4 protein-coding genes and 1 tRNA gene are annotated in these 20,277 nt (G+C 64.5%); 1 reads left to right on the top strand and 4 read right to left on the bottom strand.

Going from position 1 to position 20,277, the window contains the following annotated elements; all coding sequences use genetic code 11:
- Positions 1-100 precede the first annotated feature (100 nt).
- Positions 101-177: transfer RNA gene (locus EAO39_RS09125), tRNA-Pro, on the top strand.
- Positions 178-340: 163 nt separating this feature from the next.
- Here the strand turns inward: EAO39_RS09125 and EAO39_RS09120 are convergent.
- The 4 genes from EAO39_RS09120 to EAO39_RS09105 all read right to left on the bottom strand — a co-directional run bounded on the left by EAO39_RS09120 (position 341) and on the right by EAO39_RS09105 (position 19,987).
- Complete coding sequence (locus tag EAO39_RS09120; protein WP_162989514.1) at positions 341-2,074, bottom strand: ShlB/FhaC/HecB family hemolysin secretion/activation protein; 1,734 nt, start codon at positions 2,072-2,074, stop codon at positions 341-343.
- 47 nt (positions 2,075-2,121) lie between these two features.
- Positions 2,122-17,778, bottom strand: coding sequence for a YDG domain-containing protein (locus EAO39_RS09115; protein WP_162989513.1), 15,657 nt, complete (start codon positions 17,776-17,778; stop codon positions 2,122-2,124).
- Positions 17,706-18,206 (bottom strand): GLUG motif-containing protein, encoded by a 501-nt coding sequence (locus EAO39_RS09110; RefSeq protein WP_120967106.1) that lies wholly within the window; start codon positions 18,204-18,206, stop codon positions 17,706-17,708. Before EAO39_RS09110 ends, EAO39_RS09115 begins: the two co-directional genes overlap by 73 nt.
- A gap of 164 nt (positions 18,207-18,370) precedes the next feature.
- Positions 18,371-19,987: a filamentous hemagglutinin N-terminal domain-containing protein gene (locus tag EAO39_RS09105; protein ID WP_120970861.1), complete on the bottom strand. Its 1,617-nt coding sequence runs from the start codon at positions 19,985-19,987 to the stop codon at positions 18,371-18,373.
- Between the last annotated feature and the right edge of the window lie 290 nt (positions 19,988-20,277).

The raw sequence follows: 20,277 nt of genomic DNA, 5'->3' as shown, positions 1-20,277 counted from the left end.
GCGGCTACCCAGCTGAAAAGGTTTTTTCAGCTAATTTGAAGAAAGTGGGCGTTTTGCCTGGAGAGGCTGATTTTTGTCCCTATAATTCAACCCATCAACACGGAATGTAGCGCAGCCTGGTAGCGCACTTGCATGGGGTGCAAGGGGTCGCGAGTTCGAATCCCGCCATTCCGACCAAAATAGATAAAGGTTCCTAACTGCAAAGTTAGGAACCTTTTTTCTATTGTGGCGTGCGATTTAGCCCAAGTAATTCCCGCTCACGGGCCTGCAAGCAAGCCGCAGACTCAGAAAGCCAAGGGCTAGGTAAGAGGTCTGGCCAAGCCAGACCTCTGCTTCTCCATCAGAACGACTTGCTCAAAGCCAGCCAGATCCGGTACTTGCGCAGACTGCCATCCTGATCATGGCCGGTCACCGTCTGGTAAGGATTGTTGCCCGCCCGGCGCGCCAGCGTCGCTGTCAGCTGAACTCCCTCGGGCCCCATGCTCGTCAGCGTCAGACCATAGCCAGACAGCGAATAGCTGTTCAGCGCCGGAGCTCCCGCAAAATTCCGGTTGCGGTTGATATCGACCCGCCCCCAGTCATAGAAGCCGGCCAGGTTGGTGTTCCAGACGCCGGACGGCGGCAGCCGCCAGCGCAGTTCCAGATTGAACAAACGCCCTTCCGAGCCACCGCCCTCGTTGAGCGGGTAGGCCCGCACGCCGTTGGGGCCGCCGAGGTAGAGTTTCTCGGCCGAGTCCAGATTCTTGTTGGCCATCTGGCCGCTATAGGCCCCGAAGAGCGACCAACCGGCACCCAGTTGCTGGTCGCGGCTGAAGCGGTAGCGCAGCACTTTAAAACTGCCTTGCGAATTCACCGTGGCCGCATCCAGTGCCTGGGTGGGCGAGCCATCCAGGTTGAGCCGGCCAAACACCCAGGACAGGCTGGCACTGCTGACGGCTCCGGCGCCCAGAGAGTCGAACATATTGCCGTCCAGGCGCAGCAATTTGTTGCCTATGGTGTAGTCGCTGCTCACCCCGAGGACCGTGGTGTTGTAGGGGCGCTTGTGATCGTAGCCGGCGGACAGAAACAGGTTGTGGCTGCGTGCGCGTACCAGCGGGTACAGCAGCTCCATGCCGGCGCTGCGCGAGCTGCCGCGAGGCGCCAGGGCGCTGAATTCCGGCGTCCCGACCTTGTAGTGCAGGGCCGATGCATTGACTGCCAGTCGCAGCCCGTCCGAGCCCAGCGGCAGCGCAGCGGCAATCCGGCCATAGCTGAGGTGACGGGTGAACTGCGTCGCCAGGTCGAACTGCTCGCCCCAGCCCAGTGCGCCGTTCAGGCTCAAGCGGCCCAGCATGCGCTCTTCGCCGGTGCTGCGCGAGCCGTAGTTGTCCACCGCCAGCTCGCCAGTCAGACGGCGCGTGGCCGTGGCCTTCAGGACCACCTCGGTCTCGCCTTCGCTGCGACCGGCCACCTGGCTGCCGGCCACTTGCAGGCCAGGCAGGTCGTTGGCGATCAGCAGACCGCGTTCCAGGCTGGGCAGATGCAATTTGTCACCGCGGGCCTGGCGGGCCTCGACACGGCTGATGATGGCGTTCTCGCCCACCGGCAGGCTGGCGGAATCGGTGTCGGCCGAAAATGTGGCTCCACCATAGGCCGCTTCGATGACCTTGAAGGTGAACACCCCCTTCTCCACCTCCTGCGGCGGGATCAGCACCCGGGCCAGCCAGCCCTCCTCACGGTAGCGCTGGGCCAGCAGTGCGGCAGCCGTCTCCAACTCCAGCAGGCGCACCGGCCGCTGCAGGTACGCAGCAATCGTGTCTGTCAGCACCTCGTTCGACAGCAGGGTATTGCCCTCGAAGCGAAAGGCCGACAGCTTCAGCGTCGGGCCGGTGGCAGGCACCCGCTGCGCTACCTCCTCCGGGCTGGGCGGCGAGCTCGGCGGGGCGGCCGGCGGCAGTATGGGGCGGCGCTCCTGCTCGGTCTGGCGCAGGGCACTGCCGGCGTCCGGAATCTGCTGGGCAAGGACGGATGAGGTGCCGGCGAGCAGATTCGCCAAGGCGATCCAGGTCCAGGCAGGCGTTCGGCGGAAAGTCATGATCACCTTTGTGATGTCTCCAAAATAGCAGGGCTCATGCGGCCCTTTCAACGAAAAGATAGCTGCACCTGCGTCTGCGCCCTATGGCCGCCGGCATCGCGTGCAATCACAACCACATCCAAGGTGCTGCTGCCTTCGGGCGGCATGCCGCTGAAAACCCAGCCCTGACCGTCAAAACGCAGCCAGGAAGGCAGTGGCTGGCCATCGGCCAATCGTGCTTCGATGCTGAGCGGCTCGGCGCTATTGCTGTGCACAAAAGTGTCCTTGGGCAGGGCGAATGTGAACGGCGTGGCCGGCCGCAGACTCAGTACCTCGAAATGCGTCACGCTGATGAAGTTGTCGCCGGTGCGCACCGCATCGCCGACGCTCATCAGCACGGCCACCGACTCGGCCACCAACGCGCCTTGTGCAAATCCCTCACGCCCTGGGGCCACATCCGAGCGGGCCTCCTGGCCCGACACGACCGTGGGAGTCTTATCCAGACCCGGCAGCGCCGGGAGCTGCGGCGTGCCGGTCAGCACTTCAGCGCCACCCACGGGCTGTTCCGGCACAAAGCCCGGGGGCCGCGGTGGTTCGGGCGTGAGCACCGGCGGTACGCCGGCGTCCGGAGTTTGCGGCACCGACGGGGGAGTGATGCTGGCGACCAAGCCACCGGGCTGGCTCAGCAGGTAGTTGCCGGCATCGTCTCCGCCCAGCGTCATCGCCGAGTTGACCGTCTTGCCATTGCCCACGCTGGCCGTATCGAAGCTGCCCTGCCCTTGGTTCAGCAGGCGCACATCGTCAGCCCCCAGCACACCGCCACCGCTCAGTGTGGCGCCGCTCAATATCGCTCCCGTGCTGCCGTCGAAGACCTTGTCCTGAGCCACCGTGCCGTCAACCGTCAGAATTTTGGGCGTGACCGTGACCTTGCCGCTCAGCGTGGGCAGCTCAATCTGGTAGTTGCCGGCATCCTCGCCCGTCAAACCACCCACGATGGTCACGTTCTTGTCCACGCCCACGTTCTTGTCCGCCGTCGTGCCACTGGCCTGGTAGCCCAGCTTGTCGCCCGTCAGCAGGCCGCCGATGGTGACGCCGCTGGTGTCGATGTTCACATGGGTCGTGCCGTCGTAGACCTTGCTCAGATCGCCGCCGCTGCCGCCATTACCACCATTGCCACCACCGCTACCGGGCACGTTGTCTATCGTGATGATCCGGGCCGTGATGTCGGCCGTCGTTGTGCTCTGCCCGCTCAGCGTGTAATTGCCAGCGTCCGCTCCGCTCAGGCCTGTGTTCAAGAACACCGTCTTGTGCATGCCCGCGTTCTTGTCGCTGAAAGCACCGCTGGCCGTGTAGCCCACGTTGTCGCCTTCGACGGCACCGCTGAACACGGCATCGGCCAGGCCCAGCGTGGCATCCGTCGTGCGGTCATAGACCTTGTTGCCGGCCGTGATGCCGTCCAGCGTCAAGACCTTGGCCGTGACCGTCACCTTGCCGCTCAACGTGGGCAGCTCGATCTGGTAGTTGCCGGCATCCTCGCCCGTCAGACCGCCCACGATGGTCACGTTCTTGTCCACGCCCACATTCTTGTCTGCCGTCGTACCGCTGGCCTGGTAGCCCAGCTTGTCGCCCGTCAGCAGGCCGCCGATGGTGACGCCGCTGGTGTCGATATTCACATGGGTCGTACCGTCGTAGACCTTGCTCAGGTCGCCGGTATCGGGCTGGCCGCTCAGGCTGACCATGCGCTGCTTGATGCTGGCCGTGGTGCCGGTCTGGTCGGTGATTTGGTAGTTACCCAAGTCCGCACCGCTGTAGCTATTGGCCAGCGTCACTGTCTTGCCCTGGCCTGCGTTCTTGTCGGCAAAGTTGCCAGCGCTGCTGACCAGCTGCAGGTTGTCGCCGCTGATCAGACCGCCCAGCACCAGAGCGCTGGTGTCCACGCCAGCCTGGATCGTGCCGTCATAGACCCGGTCCACACCGGCAATACCCGAGACCGTCAACGCCTTGGGCGTGATGGTGCTGGTGGTGTTGTTCAGGTAACTGACCGTGTAGTTGCCGCCGCTGTTGCCGTCGCTGACACCAAAGCCGCCTACCAGCACCGTCTTGTTGCCCGCTCCAGCGTTCTTGTCGGCAAAAGCCAGGCTGCCACCCGTCAGCGCATCGCTGCCGAACAGCATGCCGCTGGCCAGCAAAGCTGTGGCACCGGACACACCGGTCATGCCGTCATAGACCTTGCTCACATTGCCCACCGTCACCGTGATCGATGCTTGCGTGATATCTCCCGTGGTGCTGGCCTGGTCGGTGATGCTGTAGTTGCCCACGTCCGCACCGCTGTAGCGGCTGTTGAGCGTGGCCAGCTTGTCGGCGCCGGCGTTCTTGTCGGCAAAGCTGCCGCTGGCGGCCACCTGCACGAAGTCGCCAGCGATCAGGCCGGTATAGGTGGCGCCCGAGAGGTCCACCGTGGCACCGGTCGTGCCGTCGTACGTGCGGTTGGCCACGGCCAGACCGCTGACGGTCAGTGCCTTGGGCGTGATGGCGGCCGTGGTGGTGGCCTGGTCGGTGAAGACATAGTTGGCGATGTCGGCGCCGCTGTAGCGGCTGGTGAGCGTCACGGTCTTGCCGTTGCCCACGTTCTTGTCGCCAAACAGGCCGGTGGCGATCACGGTCACGTCGTCGCCGCTGATCAGTCCACCGCCGTAGTGGACGCCGGCAGTGTTGACCGTGGCGCCCAGAGCTGCGTCATAGACCTTGTCGACCCCGGTGATGCCACCCACCGTCACGGCCTTGGCCGTGATGGTGCTGCTGGTGTTGTCCACGTAGGTGACCCGATAGTTGCCGCCGTTGTTGCCGTCGGACAGTGTGGCGCCCGAGACATGCACGGTCTTGTTGCCCGCTCCGGCGTTCTTGTTGCTGAAGGCAAAGCTGCCGCCGCTGAGCGTATCGCCGCCAAACAGCTGACCGCCCACCACGGTGGCGCTGCCCGCTGCGCTGGTGCCGCCGTCATAGACCTTGCTCACATTGCCGCTGGACACACTGAGGGCCGCTGCAAAGATATCCCCCGTGGTGCTGGCCTGGTCGGTGATGCTGTAGTTGCCCACGTCCGCACCGCTGTAGCGGCTGTTGAGCGTGGCCAGCTTGTCGGCGCCGGCGTTCTTGTCGGCAAAGCTGCCGCTGGCGGCCACCTGCACGAAGTCGCCAGCGATCAGGCCGGTATAGGTGGCGCCCGAGAGGTCCACCGTGGCACCGGTCGTGCCGTCGTACGTGCGGTTGGCCACGGCCAGACCGCTGACGGTCAGTGCCTTGGGCGTGATGGCGGCCGTGGTGGTGGCCTGGTCGGTGAAGACATAGTTGGCGATGTCGGCGCCGCTGTAGCGGCTGGTGAGCGTCACGGTCTTGCCGTTGCCCACGTTCTTGTCGCCGAACAGACCTGTGGCGATCGCGGTCACGTCGTCGCCGCTGATCAGTCCACCGCCGTAATTGACGCCGGCAGTGTTGACCGTGGCGCCCAGAGCTGCGTCATAGACCTTGTCGACCCCGGTGATGCCACCCACCGTCACGGCCTTGGCCGTGATGGTGCTGCTGGTGTTGTCCACGTAGGTGACCCGATAGTTGCCGCCGTTGTTGCCGTCGGACAGTGTGGCGCCCGAGACATGCACGGTCTTGTTGCCCGCTCCGGCGTTCTTGTTGCTGAAGGCAAAGCTGCCGCCGCTGAGCGTATCGCCGCCAAACAGCTGACCGCCCACCACGGTGGCGCTGCCCGCTGCGCTGGTGCCGCCGTCATAGACCTTGCTCACATTGCCGCTGGACACACTGAGGGCCGCTGCAAAGATATCCCCCGTGGTGCTGGCCTGGTCGGTGATGCTGTAGTTGCCCACGTCCGCACCGCTGTAGCGGCTGTTGAGCGTGGCCAGCTTGTCGGCGCCGGCGTTCTTGTCGGCAAAGCTGCCGCTGGCGGCCACCTGCACGAAGTCGCCAGCGATCAGGCCGGTATAGGTGGCGCCCGAGAGGTCCACCGTGGCACCGGTCGTGCCGTCGTACGTGCGGTTGGCCACGGCCAGACCGCTGACGGTCAGTGCCTTGGGCGTGATGGCGGCCGTGGTGGTGGCCTGATCAATGAAAATGTAGTTATCCTTGTCAGCGCCGCTATAACTGCTGCTCAGCGTCACCGTCTTGCCGCTGCCCACGTTCTTGTCGCCAAACAGACCCGTGGCGATCACGCCCACATCATCACCCGTGATCAAACCTCCATAGTTGGCGCCTGCGGTGTTGACGGTAGCGCCCTTGCCGGCGTCATAGACCTTATCGGCGGCCGTGATGCCGCCCACGGTGATGGTCTTGGGCGTGATGCTGCCGTTGTTGCCCGACAGGCTGCTGCCTCCGCTCAGGTAATAGTTGGCTCCGTCCGCACCATCCAGCGCCATGTCGGTCACGCTGTAGCTGAGGTTGTTGCCCACATTCTTTTGCGAAAAATTGCCACGTCCATTGACGGTGACCGTATCGCCATCGAACTGGCCTGTGAGGTTCAGCGTGACGCCATTCATGGCCGTCGTGCCGTCGTAGATCTTGCTGACGCCGCCGGCCGAGGCACTCACCGCCTTGGCCTGCACGGCCAGGTTGCCGATAAAGGTCACCGCACCAGTCAGATTGCCACCGCCGATAACCGGGTTGGCATCGGCAATCGTGTAGTTACCCACCGAAACTAGCCCGCTGCTGGACAGGTTGGTGGTGCGCGGGCCGAGCGCGAAGCTCAGCGTGCCGCCCACACCGTCGCTGTAGCTGTAGCTGTTGCCGCTGTGGCCGGACTGCGTCAACGTGCTGATCAGGTTGTTGTTGTCCATGTACTCGACCGAGGCCACGGTATAGGTCGGGACTGTGCCGTAGGAGGTCTCCTGATTCACCGTCTTGACCAGCGCATTGTTGGCCGCCAGGATGGTGTAGTTGCCGGCTGCGTAGCTGATGGTGTAGTTGCCCGAGGCCACGCCACTGGCCTGCAGGGCACCGGTGTACACGCCGGCCCCCACGCCCCCGTTGGGCCGGTTCACGACCAGGCCGCTCAGATCCAGAGAGGCAGCTGTGTCGCCGCCCACAAAGCCGCTGTAGTGCACGCCGTTGTAGCCTGCGATGTCGTTGCGCGTCACAAAGCGCGCATCGTCATTGGCCGTCACGGTCAGGCCCGCCTTGCTGATGGTGGCATTGGCACTGGTCTGGCTGGTGATCTGGTAGTTGCCCACATCGGTTCCGCCGTAGCTGCTGAGCAGTGTCAAGCTCTTGCCGATACCGGCATTCCTGTCGACAAACTGGCCGCTGGCGTCGGTGGTGACCTGGTCGCCGACCACCAGACCGGTATAGATCAGCCCGGCCGTGCTCACCAGCACGTTGGTATTGCCGTCGTAGACCTTGTCCGCCGCCGTGATACCGCTGACCGTCAGCGTAGCCTTGTTGATCGTGCTGGCCGTGTTGTTGACATAGCTCAGCGTGTAGTTGCCGCCGCTGTTGCCGTCAGACACACTCACACCCGATACGGTGACGACCTTGCTGCCGGCACCGGCGTTCTTGTCGGTATAGGCAAACGTGCCGCCCGTGAGCGTGTCACCGATGTACAACATGCCGCTGGCCACGGTGGCTGCGCCACCGCTGACATCGGTCGTTCCGTCGTAAGTCTTGCTGACATTGCCGGTGGTCAGGGTCAAGGCGGCCGGCGTGATGCTGGCCGTGGCACTGGTCTGATCGACCAGGGTGTAGTTGGAGAGGTCAGAGCCGCTGTAGGTATTGGAGAGCAGGACGCTCTTGCCTGTGCCGGCATTCTTGTTGCCGAACACGCCGCTCGAAGCCGTCAGCTTGACGTCGTCGTTCACCACCAGGCCGGTGTACTGCACGCTGCCCGTCACCACATTGGCCGCAGCCGTGCCGTAATAGACCTTGTCGGCGGCCGTGATCTGGCTCACCGTCAGGGTCTTGGGCGTGATGCTGGCCGTGGTCGTGGCCTGGTTGGTGATGGTGTAGTTGCCGGCATCGGCGCCGCCATTGGTGTTGACCAGGGTGACGGTCTTGCCATTGGCCACGTTCTTGTCGCCAAAGCTGCCGGTGGCGGCCACGGTGACCTTGTCGCCGGCCACCAGCCCATCAAAGCTGGCGCCTGCGGTGCTGATCGTGGCATTGCGGCTGCCGTCATAGATCTTGTTGTCGGCGGTGATGCCGCTGATGCTCAAGGCCTTGGCCGTGATGGTGCTGTTGGTGTTGTTGACATAGCTGACAGCGTAGTTGCCGCCGCTGTTGCCGTCGTTGATGGTGGCGCCCGTGACGCCCACCACCACCTTGTTGCCGATGCCCACATTCTTGCTGGTATAGGCAAACGTGCCGCCCGACAGCGTGTCGTCACCGAACAGCCGGGTGCCGCCCACGGTGATGGCTGCGCCGCCAAACACGGCAGTCGTGCCGTCGTAGACCTTGGTGACGTCGTTGGTGCTGATCTGCAGCTGGGCCTGGCTGATGCTGGCCGTGGCACTGGTCTGATCGACGATCAGATAGTTGCCCTTGTCCGTGCCGCTGTAGGTATTGGAGAGCGTCACCGTCTTGCCGTTGCCGGCATTCTTGTTGCCGAACACGCCGCTCGAAGCCGTCAGCTTGACGTCGTCGTTCACCACCAGGCCGGTGTACTGCACGCTGCCCGTCACCACATTGGCCGCAGCCGTGCCGTCATAGACCTTGTCGGCGGCCGTGATCTGGCTCACCGTCAGGGTCTTGGGCGTGATGCTGGCCGTGGTCGTGGCCTGGTTGGTGATGGTGTAGTTGCCGGCATCGGCGCCGCCATTGGTGTTGACCAGGGTGACGGTCTTGCCATTGGCCACGTTCTTGTCGCCAAAGCTGCCGGTGGCGGCCACGGTGACCTTGTCGCCGGCCACCAGCCCATCAAAGCTGGCGCCTGCGGTGCTGATCGTGGCATTGCGGCTGCCGTCATAGATCTTGTTGTCGGCGGTGATGCCGCTGATGCTCAAGGCCTTGGCCGTGATGGTACTGTTGGTGTTGTTGACATAGCTGACGGCGTAGTTGCCGCCGCTGTTGCCGTCGTTGATGGTAGCGCCCGTGACGCCCACCACCACCTTGTTGCCAAGTCCGACGTTCTTGCTGGTATAGGCAAACGTGCCGCCCGACAGCGTGTCGTCACCGAACAGCCGGGTGCCGCCCACGGTGATGGCTGCGCCGCCAAACACGGCAGTCGTGCCGTCGTAGACCTTGGTGACGTCGTTGGTGCTGATCTGCAGCTGGGCCTGGCTGATGCTGGCCGTGGCACTGGTCTGATCGACGATCAGATAGTTGCCCTTGTCCGTGCCGCTGTAGGTATTGGAGAGCGTCACCGTCTTGCCGTTGCCGGCATTCTTGTTGCCGAACACGCCGCTCGAAGCCGTCAGCTTGACGTCGTCGTTCACCACCAGGCCGGTGTACTGCACGCTGCCCGTCACCACATTGGCCGCAGCCGTGCCGTCATAGACCTTGTCGGCGGCCGTGATCTGGCTCACCGTCAGGGTCTTGGGCGTGATGCTGGCCGTGGTCGTGGCCTGGTTGGTGATGGTGTAGTTGCCGGCATCGGCGCCGCCATTGGTGTTGACCAGGGTGACGGTCTTGCCATTGGCCACGTTCTTGTCGCCAAAGCTGCCGGTGGCGGCCACGGTGACCTTGTCGCCGGCCACCAGCCCATCAAAGCTGGCGCCTGCGGTGCTGATCGTGGCATTGCGGCTGCCGTCATAGATCTTGTTGTCGGCGGTGATGCCGCTGATGCTCAAGGCCTTGGCCGTGATGGTACTGTTGGTGTTGTTGACATAGCTGACGGCGTAGTTGCCGCCGCTGTTGCCGTCGTTGATGGTAGCGCCCGTGACGCCCACCACCACCTTGTTGCCAAGTCCGACGTTCTTGCTGGTATAGGCAAACGTGCCGCCCGACAGCGTGTCGTCACCGAACAGCCGGGTGCCGCCCACGGTGATGGCTGCGCCGCCAAACACGGCAGTCGTGCCGTCGTAGACCTTGGTGACGTCGTTGGTGCTGATCTGCAGCTGGGCCTGGCTGATGCTGGCCGTGGCACTGGTCTGATCGACGATCAGATAGTTGCCCTTGTCCGTGCCGCTGTAGGTATTGGAGAGCGTCACCGTCTTGCCGTTGCCGGCATTCTTGTTGCCGAACACGCCGCTCGAAGCCGTCAGCTTGACGTCGTCGTTCACCACCAGGCCGGTGTACTGCACGCTGCCCGTCACCACATTGGCCGCAGCCGTGCCGTCATAGACCTTGTCGGCGGCCGTGATCTGGCTCACCGTCAGGGTCTTGGGCGTGATGCTGGCCGTGGTCGTGGCCTGGTTGGTGATGGTGTAGTTGCCGGCATCGGCGCCGCCATTGGTGTTGACCAGGGTGACGGTCTTGCCATTGGCCACGTTCTTGTCGCCAAAGCTGCCGGTGGCGGCCACGGTGACCTTGTCGCCGGCCACCAGCCCATCAAAGCTGGCGCCTGCGGTGCTGATCGTGGCATTGCGGCTGCCGTCATAGATCTTGTTGTCGGCGGTGATGCCGCTGATGCTCAAGGCCTTGGCCGTGATGGTACTGTTGGTGTTGTTGACATAGCTGACGGCGTAGTTGCCGCCGCTGTTGCCGTCGTTGATGGTAGCGCCCGTGACGCCCACCACCACCTTGTTGCCAAGTCCGACGTTCTTGCTGGTATAGGCAAACGTGCCGCCCGACAGCGTGTCGTCACCGAACAGCCGGGTGCCGCCCACGGTGATGGCTGCGCCGCCAAACACGGCAGTCGTGCCGTCGTAGACCTTGGTGACGTCGTTGGTGCTGATCTGCAGCTGGGCCTGGCTGATGCTGGCCGTGGCACTGGTCTGATCGACGATCAGATAGTTGCCCTTGTCCGTGCCGCTGTAGGTATTGGAGAGCGTCACCGTCTTGCCGTTGCCGGCATTCTTGTTGCCGAACACGCCGCTCGAAGCCGTCAGCTTGACGTCGTCGTTCACCACCAGGCCGGTGTACTGCACGCTGCCCGTCACCACATTGGCCGCAGCCGTGCCGTCATAGACCTTGTCGGCGGCCGTGATCTGGCTCACCGTCAGGGTCTTGGGCGTGATGCTGGCCGTGGTCGTGGCCTGGTTGGTGATGGTGTAGTTGCCGGCATCGGCGCCGCCATTGGTGTTGACCAGGGTGACGGTCTTGCCATTGGCCACGTTCTTGTCGCCAAAGCTGCCGGTGGCGGCCACGGTGACCTTGTCGCCGGCCACCAGCCCATCAAAGCTGGCGCCTGCGGTGCTGATCGTGGCATTGCGGCTGCCGTCGTAGACCTTGTCGCCAGCGGTGATGTCGCCAATGGTCAAGGCCTTGGCCGTCACCGTCAGCATAGCGCTGGAGTTGCCGGTGGCCGTGTAGCCCAGGGCGGTCAGTGCCGACAGGTTGGTGACGCTGACGCCATAGCTGCCCACACGCACATTGCCCGAGGTAGACAGCAGCGGATTGGCGATGCTGAAGGTGGCAGCATCGCCGTTGACCAGAGCGTTCGATGTGTTCAGCGTGGCTGCCGTGCCATAGACGGTGCTGATGTCGTCCAGCGCAAAGGCCGTGCTGATGCTTTGCCGGTAGATGCCGTACAGCCCCGTGCCCAGCACCGCCGTGTAGTTGGTCGCGGCCTCGTCGCTGTTGTAGCGGAAACGGCCCGAGCCGCTGCCCACCAACGTGGCCAGGCTGCTGTTGGCCGTGCTGCCGCTGTACAGCGTGGCGCGTCCGCCGGTGCCGGTGGTGATGGCCGGGCCGCCGCTGACGACGATGTTGCCACCGGCGGCCGTGCCGGCGGCCGCGGCCTTGCCGGCGTTCAGCGTGATGGCGCTGGTGCCGGCATTGGTCGTGGCAATGCTTTGCGCAACCGTCAGGTCGCCGCTTTGCGTGGCCACGGACACGGTGCCCGTGCTGCTGATACCGTTGGTGGACCCCACTGTGCCGATGGTCAGCGCATCACTGTCCACATAGCTGATGTTGCCCGTGCCGCTGGCGGCCGCCAGTGTGCCGATGGTGTTCGTCGTCTGGTTCAGCGTGAAGCTGCCCGGGCCCTGCAGCAGCAGCTGCGTGCCGCTGAGGCTGCCGCCGGTCTGCGTGGCTGCCGTGTCGGCGTCCAGCGTGATGCGTCCGTTGTTACCGCTGCCGGCGGTGGCCAACTGCTGGCTCAGGTTGATGGTGTTGGCGTAGACGCTGATCGGCCCGGCGATGTTGACGGCCGCATTCAGGTTCACCGTGTCGGTGTGAGCTGTGGCACCGATGTCCTTGCCCACGGTCAGATTGCTGATGGTGCTGGCGAAGCTCAGATTGCTCAGGCCGAACGCGGTCGAGAAGTTGTTCGTATAGGGCTGCAGCGTGACGGTGCCGCTGGTATTCAAGGCCAGGCCGTTGCCCGCCGACAGCGCGAAGCTGTCATCGGTCAGCGTGATGTTGCTGGTCGAACTGGTGACGAGGCTGCCGGCCTTGCTGCCCAGGCTCATCGCGTAGCTGGCATTGTTGGTCACGGTCACCAGGGTGCCGGCGCCGTTGCCGGTGACGGTGATCGGCCCGCTGGCGGCCAGCAGGTCGGTGGAAGCCAGGAGCACGTCGCGCGGGTTGCCGCCGGTGGCCGTGCCATTGACGGTGAGGCTGCCCGTACCCGTGGCGGCCAACGTCAGCGCCGAAGTGGGGCGCTGGTACAGGGCAACGCCGGTACTGGTCGGCGCGCTGCTGTTGGCCGTGCCGGTCACGCTGATATTGCCATCCGCCGTGCGCAGGGTGCTGGTCGCGAAGCCTCCGTTGGCATTGCTCAGGAAGCCCAGAAAGACGCCAAGCGCCTGGCCGGAGGCCGTGGCGGTGACGTCGCCATTGAGGGTAATGGAGCCGCTGGTACCGGCATCAATGTTGAGGCCTTCCATGGCCCCGATGCCCATGCTGTAGCCACCATTCTGCGAGGCGGTGTTGCGGCCACGGATGCTCACGTCGCCACCGCCGCTGAGCATCGCGATGTTCGCGTTGTGGCCATTGGTGTCGGTCGCAAGCAGCACGCCGGAACCGCGGCCATTGTTCAGCGCATAGCCGGTGGGGACCACGGTGCCCGATGCCAGCGTGCTGCTGGCGCTGCCGCCTCCCAGGGTGATGGTGCCGCCGCCGCTGGCGGTGCTGGTGTTGCCGGCCGTGCGGTCGGCCGCCGTGCGGCTGTCCAGCTTGGTGTTGTCCAGCACGTAGATGCCGCCGGTGGCGGCATCGAGTGAGTTGCTCCACAGCGTGATGTCGCCGGCATTGGCGGTGATCGATCCGCCTACGGTGATACCGCCGGTGGCCTTGAGCAGAATGTTGGCGTCAGCATTGTTACTGGTTAGCGCACTGCTTGTGGCGATGGTGCCGGCGTATGCGGATATGGGCCCGGCGATATTGACGGCCGAGTTGATATTGATCGTGTCGGTGTGGGCCAGGCCGGTGTCCTTGCCCAGCCGCAGGCCGGAAACCGTGCTGGCGTAGCCGAACTGGGAGGTGTTCAGCGTCGAACTGAAGTTGTTGCCATAAGACTCAATAGTGGCCGTGCCGCTAGTGTTGAAAGTCAGGCTGTCGCCGGCGGTCAGCGAGAAGCTGTCCTCGGTGATCGTGATGTTGCTGGTAGAGCTGGTCACCAGGCTGCCGGCCTTGGCGCCCAGGCTCATCGCATAAATGCCGTTGCGAGTCCAGGTCAGCAGGTTGCCGGCGCCCGTGCCGGTGAGATTGATAGCTCCGCTAGCCGCCAGGATGTTGGCACTGGCCAAGCTGATGTCGGCGCTGCTGGAGCCAACGGCGGCGGCGTTGCCGGTGATGGAAATACCACCGGAGCCGGTAGCCACCAGGGATACAGGAAAGGTGTTGTAACTGGACAGCTGGACGCCGTTGTTTGTCGCCGAGCCACCGTTGGCAGTACCGGTCAGCGAGATGCTGCCGTTGTGGGTGCGAATGACGGTACTGGCATTCCCGGCACTTCGGGCCACGAGGTCAATGCCTTGCGAGGAAGGTGCACCTACTGCGCTGGAGGTTCCGACCATCGTGACCGAGCCGCTGACGCCGGCATCTACGGTGAAGCCCGCGTAGGCGCTGATGCCAAAAGAGCCCTGTGCATTGAACGCGCTGGTGTTGTGGCCGCGCACACTCAGGTCACCGCCGCCGGTGTAGATGCTGACGTTTCCGATATGGCCTGTGGTGTTGTCGGTACCGAATTGCACTGCGGACGACGCGCCCGTGATGGCTGTTGCGCTGCCGGTCGGCACGACGGTGCCGGAGGCCAACGTGCTGCTGGCACTGCCGCCGCCGATGGTGATCGCGCCTCCGCCGCTGGCCGTGCTGGTGTTGCCAGCCGTACGATCGGCCTGGCGACGCGTGTCCAGCGTCACATTGTCCTGCACGTAGATGCCACCGGTGGTGGCGTCTGCCGAGTTGCTCCACAGCGTGATGTCGCCGCCGTTGGTCACGATGGAGGCCGCGTCTGTGATGCCGGCCGTGGCCTTGAGCAGAATGGCCGCGCTTGCGGCAGTGGACGTCAGTGTGGCGCCGGTCGTTACCGACAGATTGCCGCCGTAGATGCTGATCGGGCCGGCGACCGTGCGCGCGGCGCTGTTCGTCACGTCTGCGGTGTTGGTAGTCTTGCCGACGGTCAGGCTGCTGTGGGCGCTGCCGATGTTGTAGACGCTGTCGAGCACCAGCGCCTGCGTGAAGGTCGTGCCGGGTGAGTCGATCGTCAAACTGCCGCTGCCGCCCAACGAGACGGCACCGGCCGTGCTGGTGCTGGCGCCGTGGACGATGGATGTGCCACGCACCAGCAGGTCGCCGGTGTAGGCATTGCTGCCGTCAGCGCCGACGCGGATGGCGCCAGCTGCGGCGCTGCCATCGGCGATGAAGGCGATGCCCTGGACATTGGCCGTGGTCTGGCTGGAGCTTTGCGTGCCGACCAACGACACGTTGCCGCTGGTCGAGGTGATCTTCAGCGTGGCCGTGGCCGGTGCCGTGTTCTCCAGCCGGATGCCTTGGCTGTCACTGCTGCCGCTGCTATCGCTGCCCGTGATCGTCAGCGCGCCGGACTGCGTCGTGATCGCCACGTTGTTGCCACTGCTGGCGGTAATCTGCACGCCACGCGACCAGCTCGCGCCCGTGCCGGAGGAACTGTTGGTGCCGGTGATCGAGACCGTGCCGGCGCCGGTGGCACTGATGGACGTCGCGCCGTCGATGCTGACGGCCACGCTGGTCGTGTCGGAGCGAGCCACGCCACCCTCGATGAGGACGTTGCCGCTGCCCGAACCGAGGGTCACACCACGCAGCCCTACGCCGCCGTTGCTGCCGGTCGCAACGTTGGAGCGGCCCTTGATGACGATGTCACCGCCACCGGTGTTGATGGTGGTGCCGGTCAGCGAGGCGCCGAAGCCGGGACTGGAGAAGAAGGCGGCCGCCTCGGACGAGGGTACCGAGACGCCGTTGTAGTTGCGCACGCCGCCGTTCGCATCAGTGTTCAGCGCGCCGCCTAGGTAGAACAGTCCGCCGCGGGTGTCGATGCCGGCGTTGCCGACGGTGACCGTGCCGCGCAGGCCGGTGGCCGTGTAGCCACTCCACAACACCACATTGGTCTTGTTGCTGCCAGTGCCGCCCAGCAACAGGCCGTCGCCCACCGAAAGGTCTCTGCCAGCCCGCAGCGTCACCGTGGCATCCCCGGTCGCGGCGCTGCTTTGCACGGATCTGCTCACCGTCAGCGTATTGCTGCCGCCCGAGCTGACGAGCACATTACCGCTGGCCGCGATGCCACTGACCGTTGCACTCGTTCCGTTGATCGCGCTGGCATTCACGCCCAGTTCGACCCCTGTCACGGCGCCGACCGTCAGCGCATTGCTGTCGCTGTAGATTAGGTTGCTTACACCACTAGCGGCCAGCGTGTTGACGTTGTTGCTACTGCCGTCCAGCGCGACATCGCCACCCAGCAGCACCAAGTTGTTGGCCGTAATCGCGCCGCTGGCGCCGTCAGTGATGCTGCCGCCGGCCGACAGCATCAAGGTGCTACCGGTGGCGGTGACCGCCGCGTTCAGCGCCAGATTGCCGGCCGCGTACAGGCCGGTGCTGCCGCCGTGACTCAGGGCGGTATCGACGGTGAAGTTGCCGCTGGCGTTGTACTGCCACAGCGCACTGCCCAAGGTGGACGTGAGACTTGTGTAGTTGCTGCTGCCGAAGGTGTTGCCCAGGCTGGTCTGCAGCGCACTGTTGCTTGTGTCCGCCGTGGTGGCCAACAGCACACCTTGGCGCAAGTCAAAACCGGTGATATTGCCGCCGCTGAAAAAGGGCGAATCGGTGTAGCTCAGGCCCGAGATTGAGCCTGCGCCATTGAGCGTCAGCGTGCCGCCAAGTTTGTAGCCGTTGGCGAAGGTGTCGATGCCGACCAGGGCCGTATAGGTGCCGGTTGTGTTGTCCGTACGCACCTGCCCACCGGAAATGAGATTGCCATTGGTGTATAGCTTTACCGTGCCCGACCCCGCAGCGGCACCCGCACTGGTGTAGGCCGTGCCGCTAATGGTCATCGCGCCGGCGGGAAATTGCCAGTTGAAATAAGGAGTGAAGCCAGCCGTGACGCCCCAGGGATTGCCGTTGGCGGTGGCGCCGGTGTTGAAGTTCGTCGGCAATGTGCCGCTGGTCAGCTGCGCGGTGGTCAGCGCGCCGGCCGCTGCGGTAGATAAAGTGTTGTTGCTGGCGTTCGGGACGGCGGTGCCGGTGGCGTAACGGATCGTGCCGCCATTGTTGAAGGCCACGGCCGAAGTCATCGCGCTGGCGGTCGCGTCCCAGTAGGTGTTGGTCAGGACCAGCGTGCCGAAATTGGTGCCGCCGCCCAGGCCGACGATGCCGCCGAGATTCTTCGTCGGTGCCGATGTGTCGACGTCGCCGGCCGCGTAGGCATTGGTGATGTAGGACGTGAAGCTATTCGGGACCGCTTGGCCGAACAGCCCGCCGGCGTATCCGATGCCGGTAGTGGCGGTGGCGGTGACGTTGCCCAGCGCGTAGACATCGGTGAAATTGAAGGTGTTGACCGCGTAGCCGACCAAGCCACCCACCGTGTTGTTGCCGCTGACGTTGCCGCTGGCGAACGAGGCGCTGACGTTAGTGTTGTTCAGCTGGCCGATCAGGCCGCCATAGAGCGTGCCGGCGCCATTGCCGGTGACATTGCCGCTAGCGTAGCTGCGGGTAATGGTAATACCGCCGACGCCTCCTCCGATGGAGTCGCCAATCAACCCACCAAGGATGCCGATGGTTGAGCCGCCCGACACATTACCGGTGGCGTAGCTGCTGGTGATGTTAGCGTAACCATTTGCCCGTCCGATCAGGCCGCCGCCGCGCCCGAGCCCCGTCGAGACATCGCCGCTGGCGCGGGCGTTGGAGATGGTTACCGCAGAGCCAGCGCCGATGGTGCTATCGATATTGCCGATCAGCCCGCCGACAACGTTGCCGGTACCGCTGGCTGTGGCCGAGCCGGTGGCGTAGACGTTGGATAGCGAGACGTTGCCGCCAGTGATGCCGCCTAGCAGGGCGCCCACGTTGTTGCCGGACGAGCCGACGGTTCCGGTCGCGTAGGCATTGGAGATTCCCACCGTCGCCGCCGCGCTGCCGGTGGCGCGGCCGATCAGTCCGCCGCTGTAGCTGTTCGAGCCCGAAACCACCGCACTCGAATAGGAATCACTGACCTTGCTCGCCACACTGCCACTGACGTTGACATAGCCAACCAAGCCTCCAACCCCCCGCCCGTACTGGAGCCAGACACGGGTCCCGTGGTGTACGAGTTGCTGACGCTGCTACTGATGGCTGTGCCGACAAGCCCGCCAGTGCCGCCGTTCGCATTGGTATTGCCCGAGGTGACCGTGACGTTGGCGTAGCTGTTCTTGATGGTGGACGTGGTCGCGATGCCGACCAGGCCACCCGTGAAGTAGGCGTTGCCACCGCTGCCGGTGACGGTCCCGGTGGTCAGCCCGATGTCACGCAGCATGGAGTTCGTGACATTGTTGAAAACGCCGCCACCGGTCGAGGCGGTGGTGTTCGTGATGTTCAGCCCACCAATCGTGTGGCCCAGGCCGGTGAAATTGATGGCGTTGGCCCCAGGCGTCCAGATGCCGTTGGTGCGCGCCACGCTGTCGGTGAACGAGGTGGCCAGTGCGTAGTTGCCTGCTGCCAGCGTGGTGCCGGCCGCTGTGCCTGGCAGCGCCCAGAGCAGCGTGTAGGCCGCCGCCGTGGCATTGCCGCCGCCGGTGGCGATGTTCAGCGTGGCGCCGCTGGTCGAGCCGCCCGTGAAGTTCAGTGAACCTGCGAATCCACTCGGCCCCAGGCCGAAGCTGTAGTCACACTCACGCCCGTGCCTGCCGTGTCGCCCGTGATGATAGTGACCTTGCCGGCGCCGCTGGCTGTGACGGCGGCATTGATGTTGACATTGCGGTAGGCGTTCAGCGTGAGCCGGTTGCCACTGGCCCAGTTGATGTTGGAGTTGACCGTGATGTCGCCGCTGCCGCTGGCATTCTGCACGCCCGGGCCGCTGGCACTGCTGGCCGTGGTGAGCAGCGTGACGTTGCTGGTGCCAAGGTTGGTGCTGATGGTGGAAGCGGCGCTGGCGTCCACTGTGAGGTCGTACGGGTCCAGCAACCATTCGCCGGTGACTCCGCCCTTGCCCGCTGCGGCCGAGGTGTCCACGCGGATGCCGTCAACCTTCAAGCTGGCGCCCGAGGTCTCGACAAAGCCGCCGTTGCCGCCTTGCGCCCCGCCGCGCGCGGCAATCTGGCCCTGCGCCGTGGTCTTGGCGCTGGCGTCATGGATGTTGCTCCACAGCACCACGGTACCGCCATCGCCTTTGCTCGTGGCGCTGGCATCAATGCTGGCACCCTCGGCCATAGTCACCGTGGTGGCCTGGTACATGTCGCCCGCGCCCTTGGCCTGGCCGCCCACCAGCACCGTGCCGCCCCCCGTGGCGCCCATGGCCTCGATGCGACTGCCGGCGGCCAGGGTGATGTCCCTGGCTTCGATAAAGACCCGCCCGCCCTTTTCAACAATGCTCGAAGCGTTGAGTTCGCCGCTGTGGATGACGCTGGCCATCAGGCCGTCGGCCGCACGCGCGGCCAAGATGATCTGGCCGCCTTCGGCCAGCACGGCATGACGGTTTTCCACCAGCGCACGCACCTGGCTGGGGGTGACCGTGATGTCCAGCAGGCCACTGGTGGCACCAAAGTGCAGGGTGACGGCCTCGCCCGAGGCCATGGCCACGGTGCCGGCCTGGGCGACGAGCACGCCTTCGTTGCGCACCTCGGGGGCCAGCAAGGCGATGACGCCGCCGGGCGCCGCCTGCATACGACCCAGATTCAGCACCGCCCCGGTGCTGCCATTGCGCTGGAACACATCGCGCCCGGCCATGAAGTCATCGTTGCTAATGCCCATGGTGGTGGCCACGATGCCGCCCACGTCCACATTGGCACCCGGGGCGAAATACACGCCGTTGGGATTGCTCAGGAAAACGTGGCCGTTGGCGCTGAGGCGCCCGTAGATCTGGCTGGGGTTGGCATCGAGCACGCGGTTGAGCGTGACCGAGTTGGCCGAGGGCTGCTGAAAATTGATGCTGGCCTGGCTGCCCAGGTTGAAGGTTTGCCAGTCGATGGCTGCCCGGTCGCTGCCTTGCTGTACCGTCATGGCCGAGCCGGCCTGGCTGATATTGGCTTGCCCGGCTACGACCTGCCCGCCGGTGGGCAGCTGTGTCGAGGAAGGCGGAGCGCCGATAGGGTTGGCCGCCTGCGCCAGCAGCGACGTTGTGCCGAGCACGGTCAGCAATACCGTGGAGCGCGAGGCCTTGCCACGGGCGCGTGCTGTCTCTGCCGCACAAATCCACACCTGGCGCAGTGCGCACCAGACCAGACGATAGACCTTGTTCATGCAAACCGCTCCGGTTCAGGGCCGGCGGAGCACTGAAGCCTCGAGCATGATCAAGCCCAGCTAGCGATAAAGCTCAGGCACAGCGCACCAAGAAACCCTGCAGCAACTACCACCGTCAGCCCGCTTGATATTTTTGTATGTCTCTATTCATGCCGTTGAGGGCTGGCATGAAGTAATGTTACCAGTCGTTTCTAAAATCACTTTTGGAAAGACCATATTAGTACCGCATTCGGGTGATTCGAGCAAATGTCTTACAAGATCGTAGGTTTCAGACACCCGCTGCGCATACC

Origin of the sequence: Comamonas sp. lk (assembly GCF_900564145.1) — a bacterium.
GTDB lineage: Bacteria > Pseudomonadota > Gammaproteobacteria > Burkholderiales > Burkholderiaceae_C > Comamonas.
Note: the sequence above shows the minus strand (reverse complement) of the source record. Positions and strands in the feature narration are given on the sequence as shown.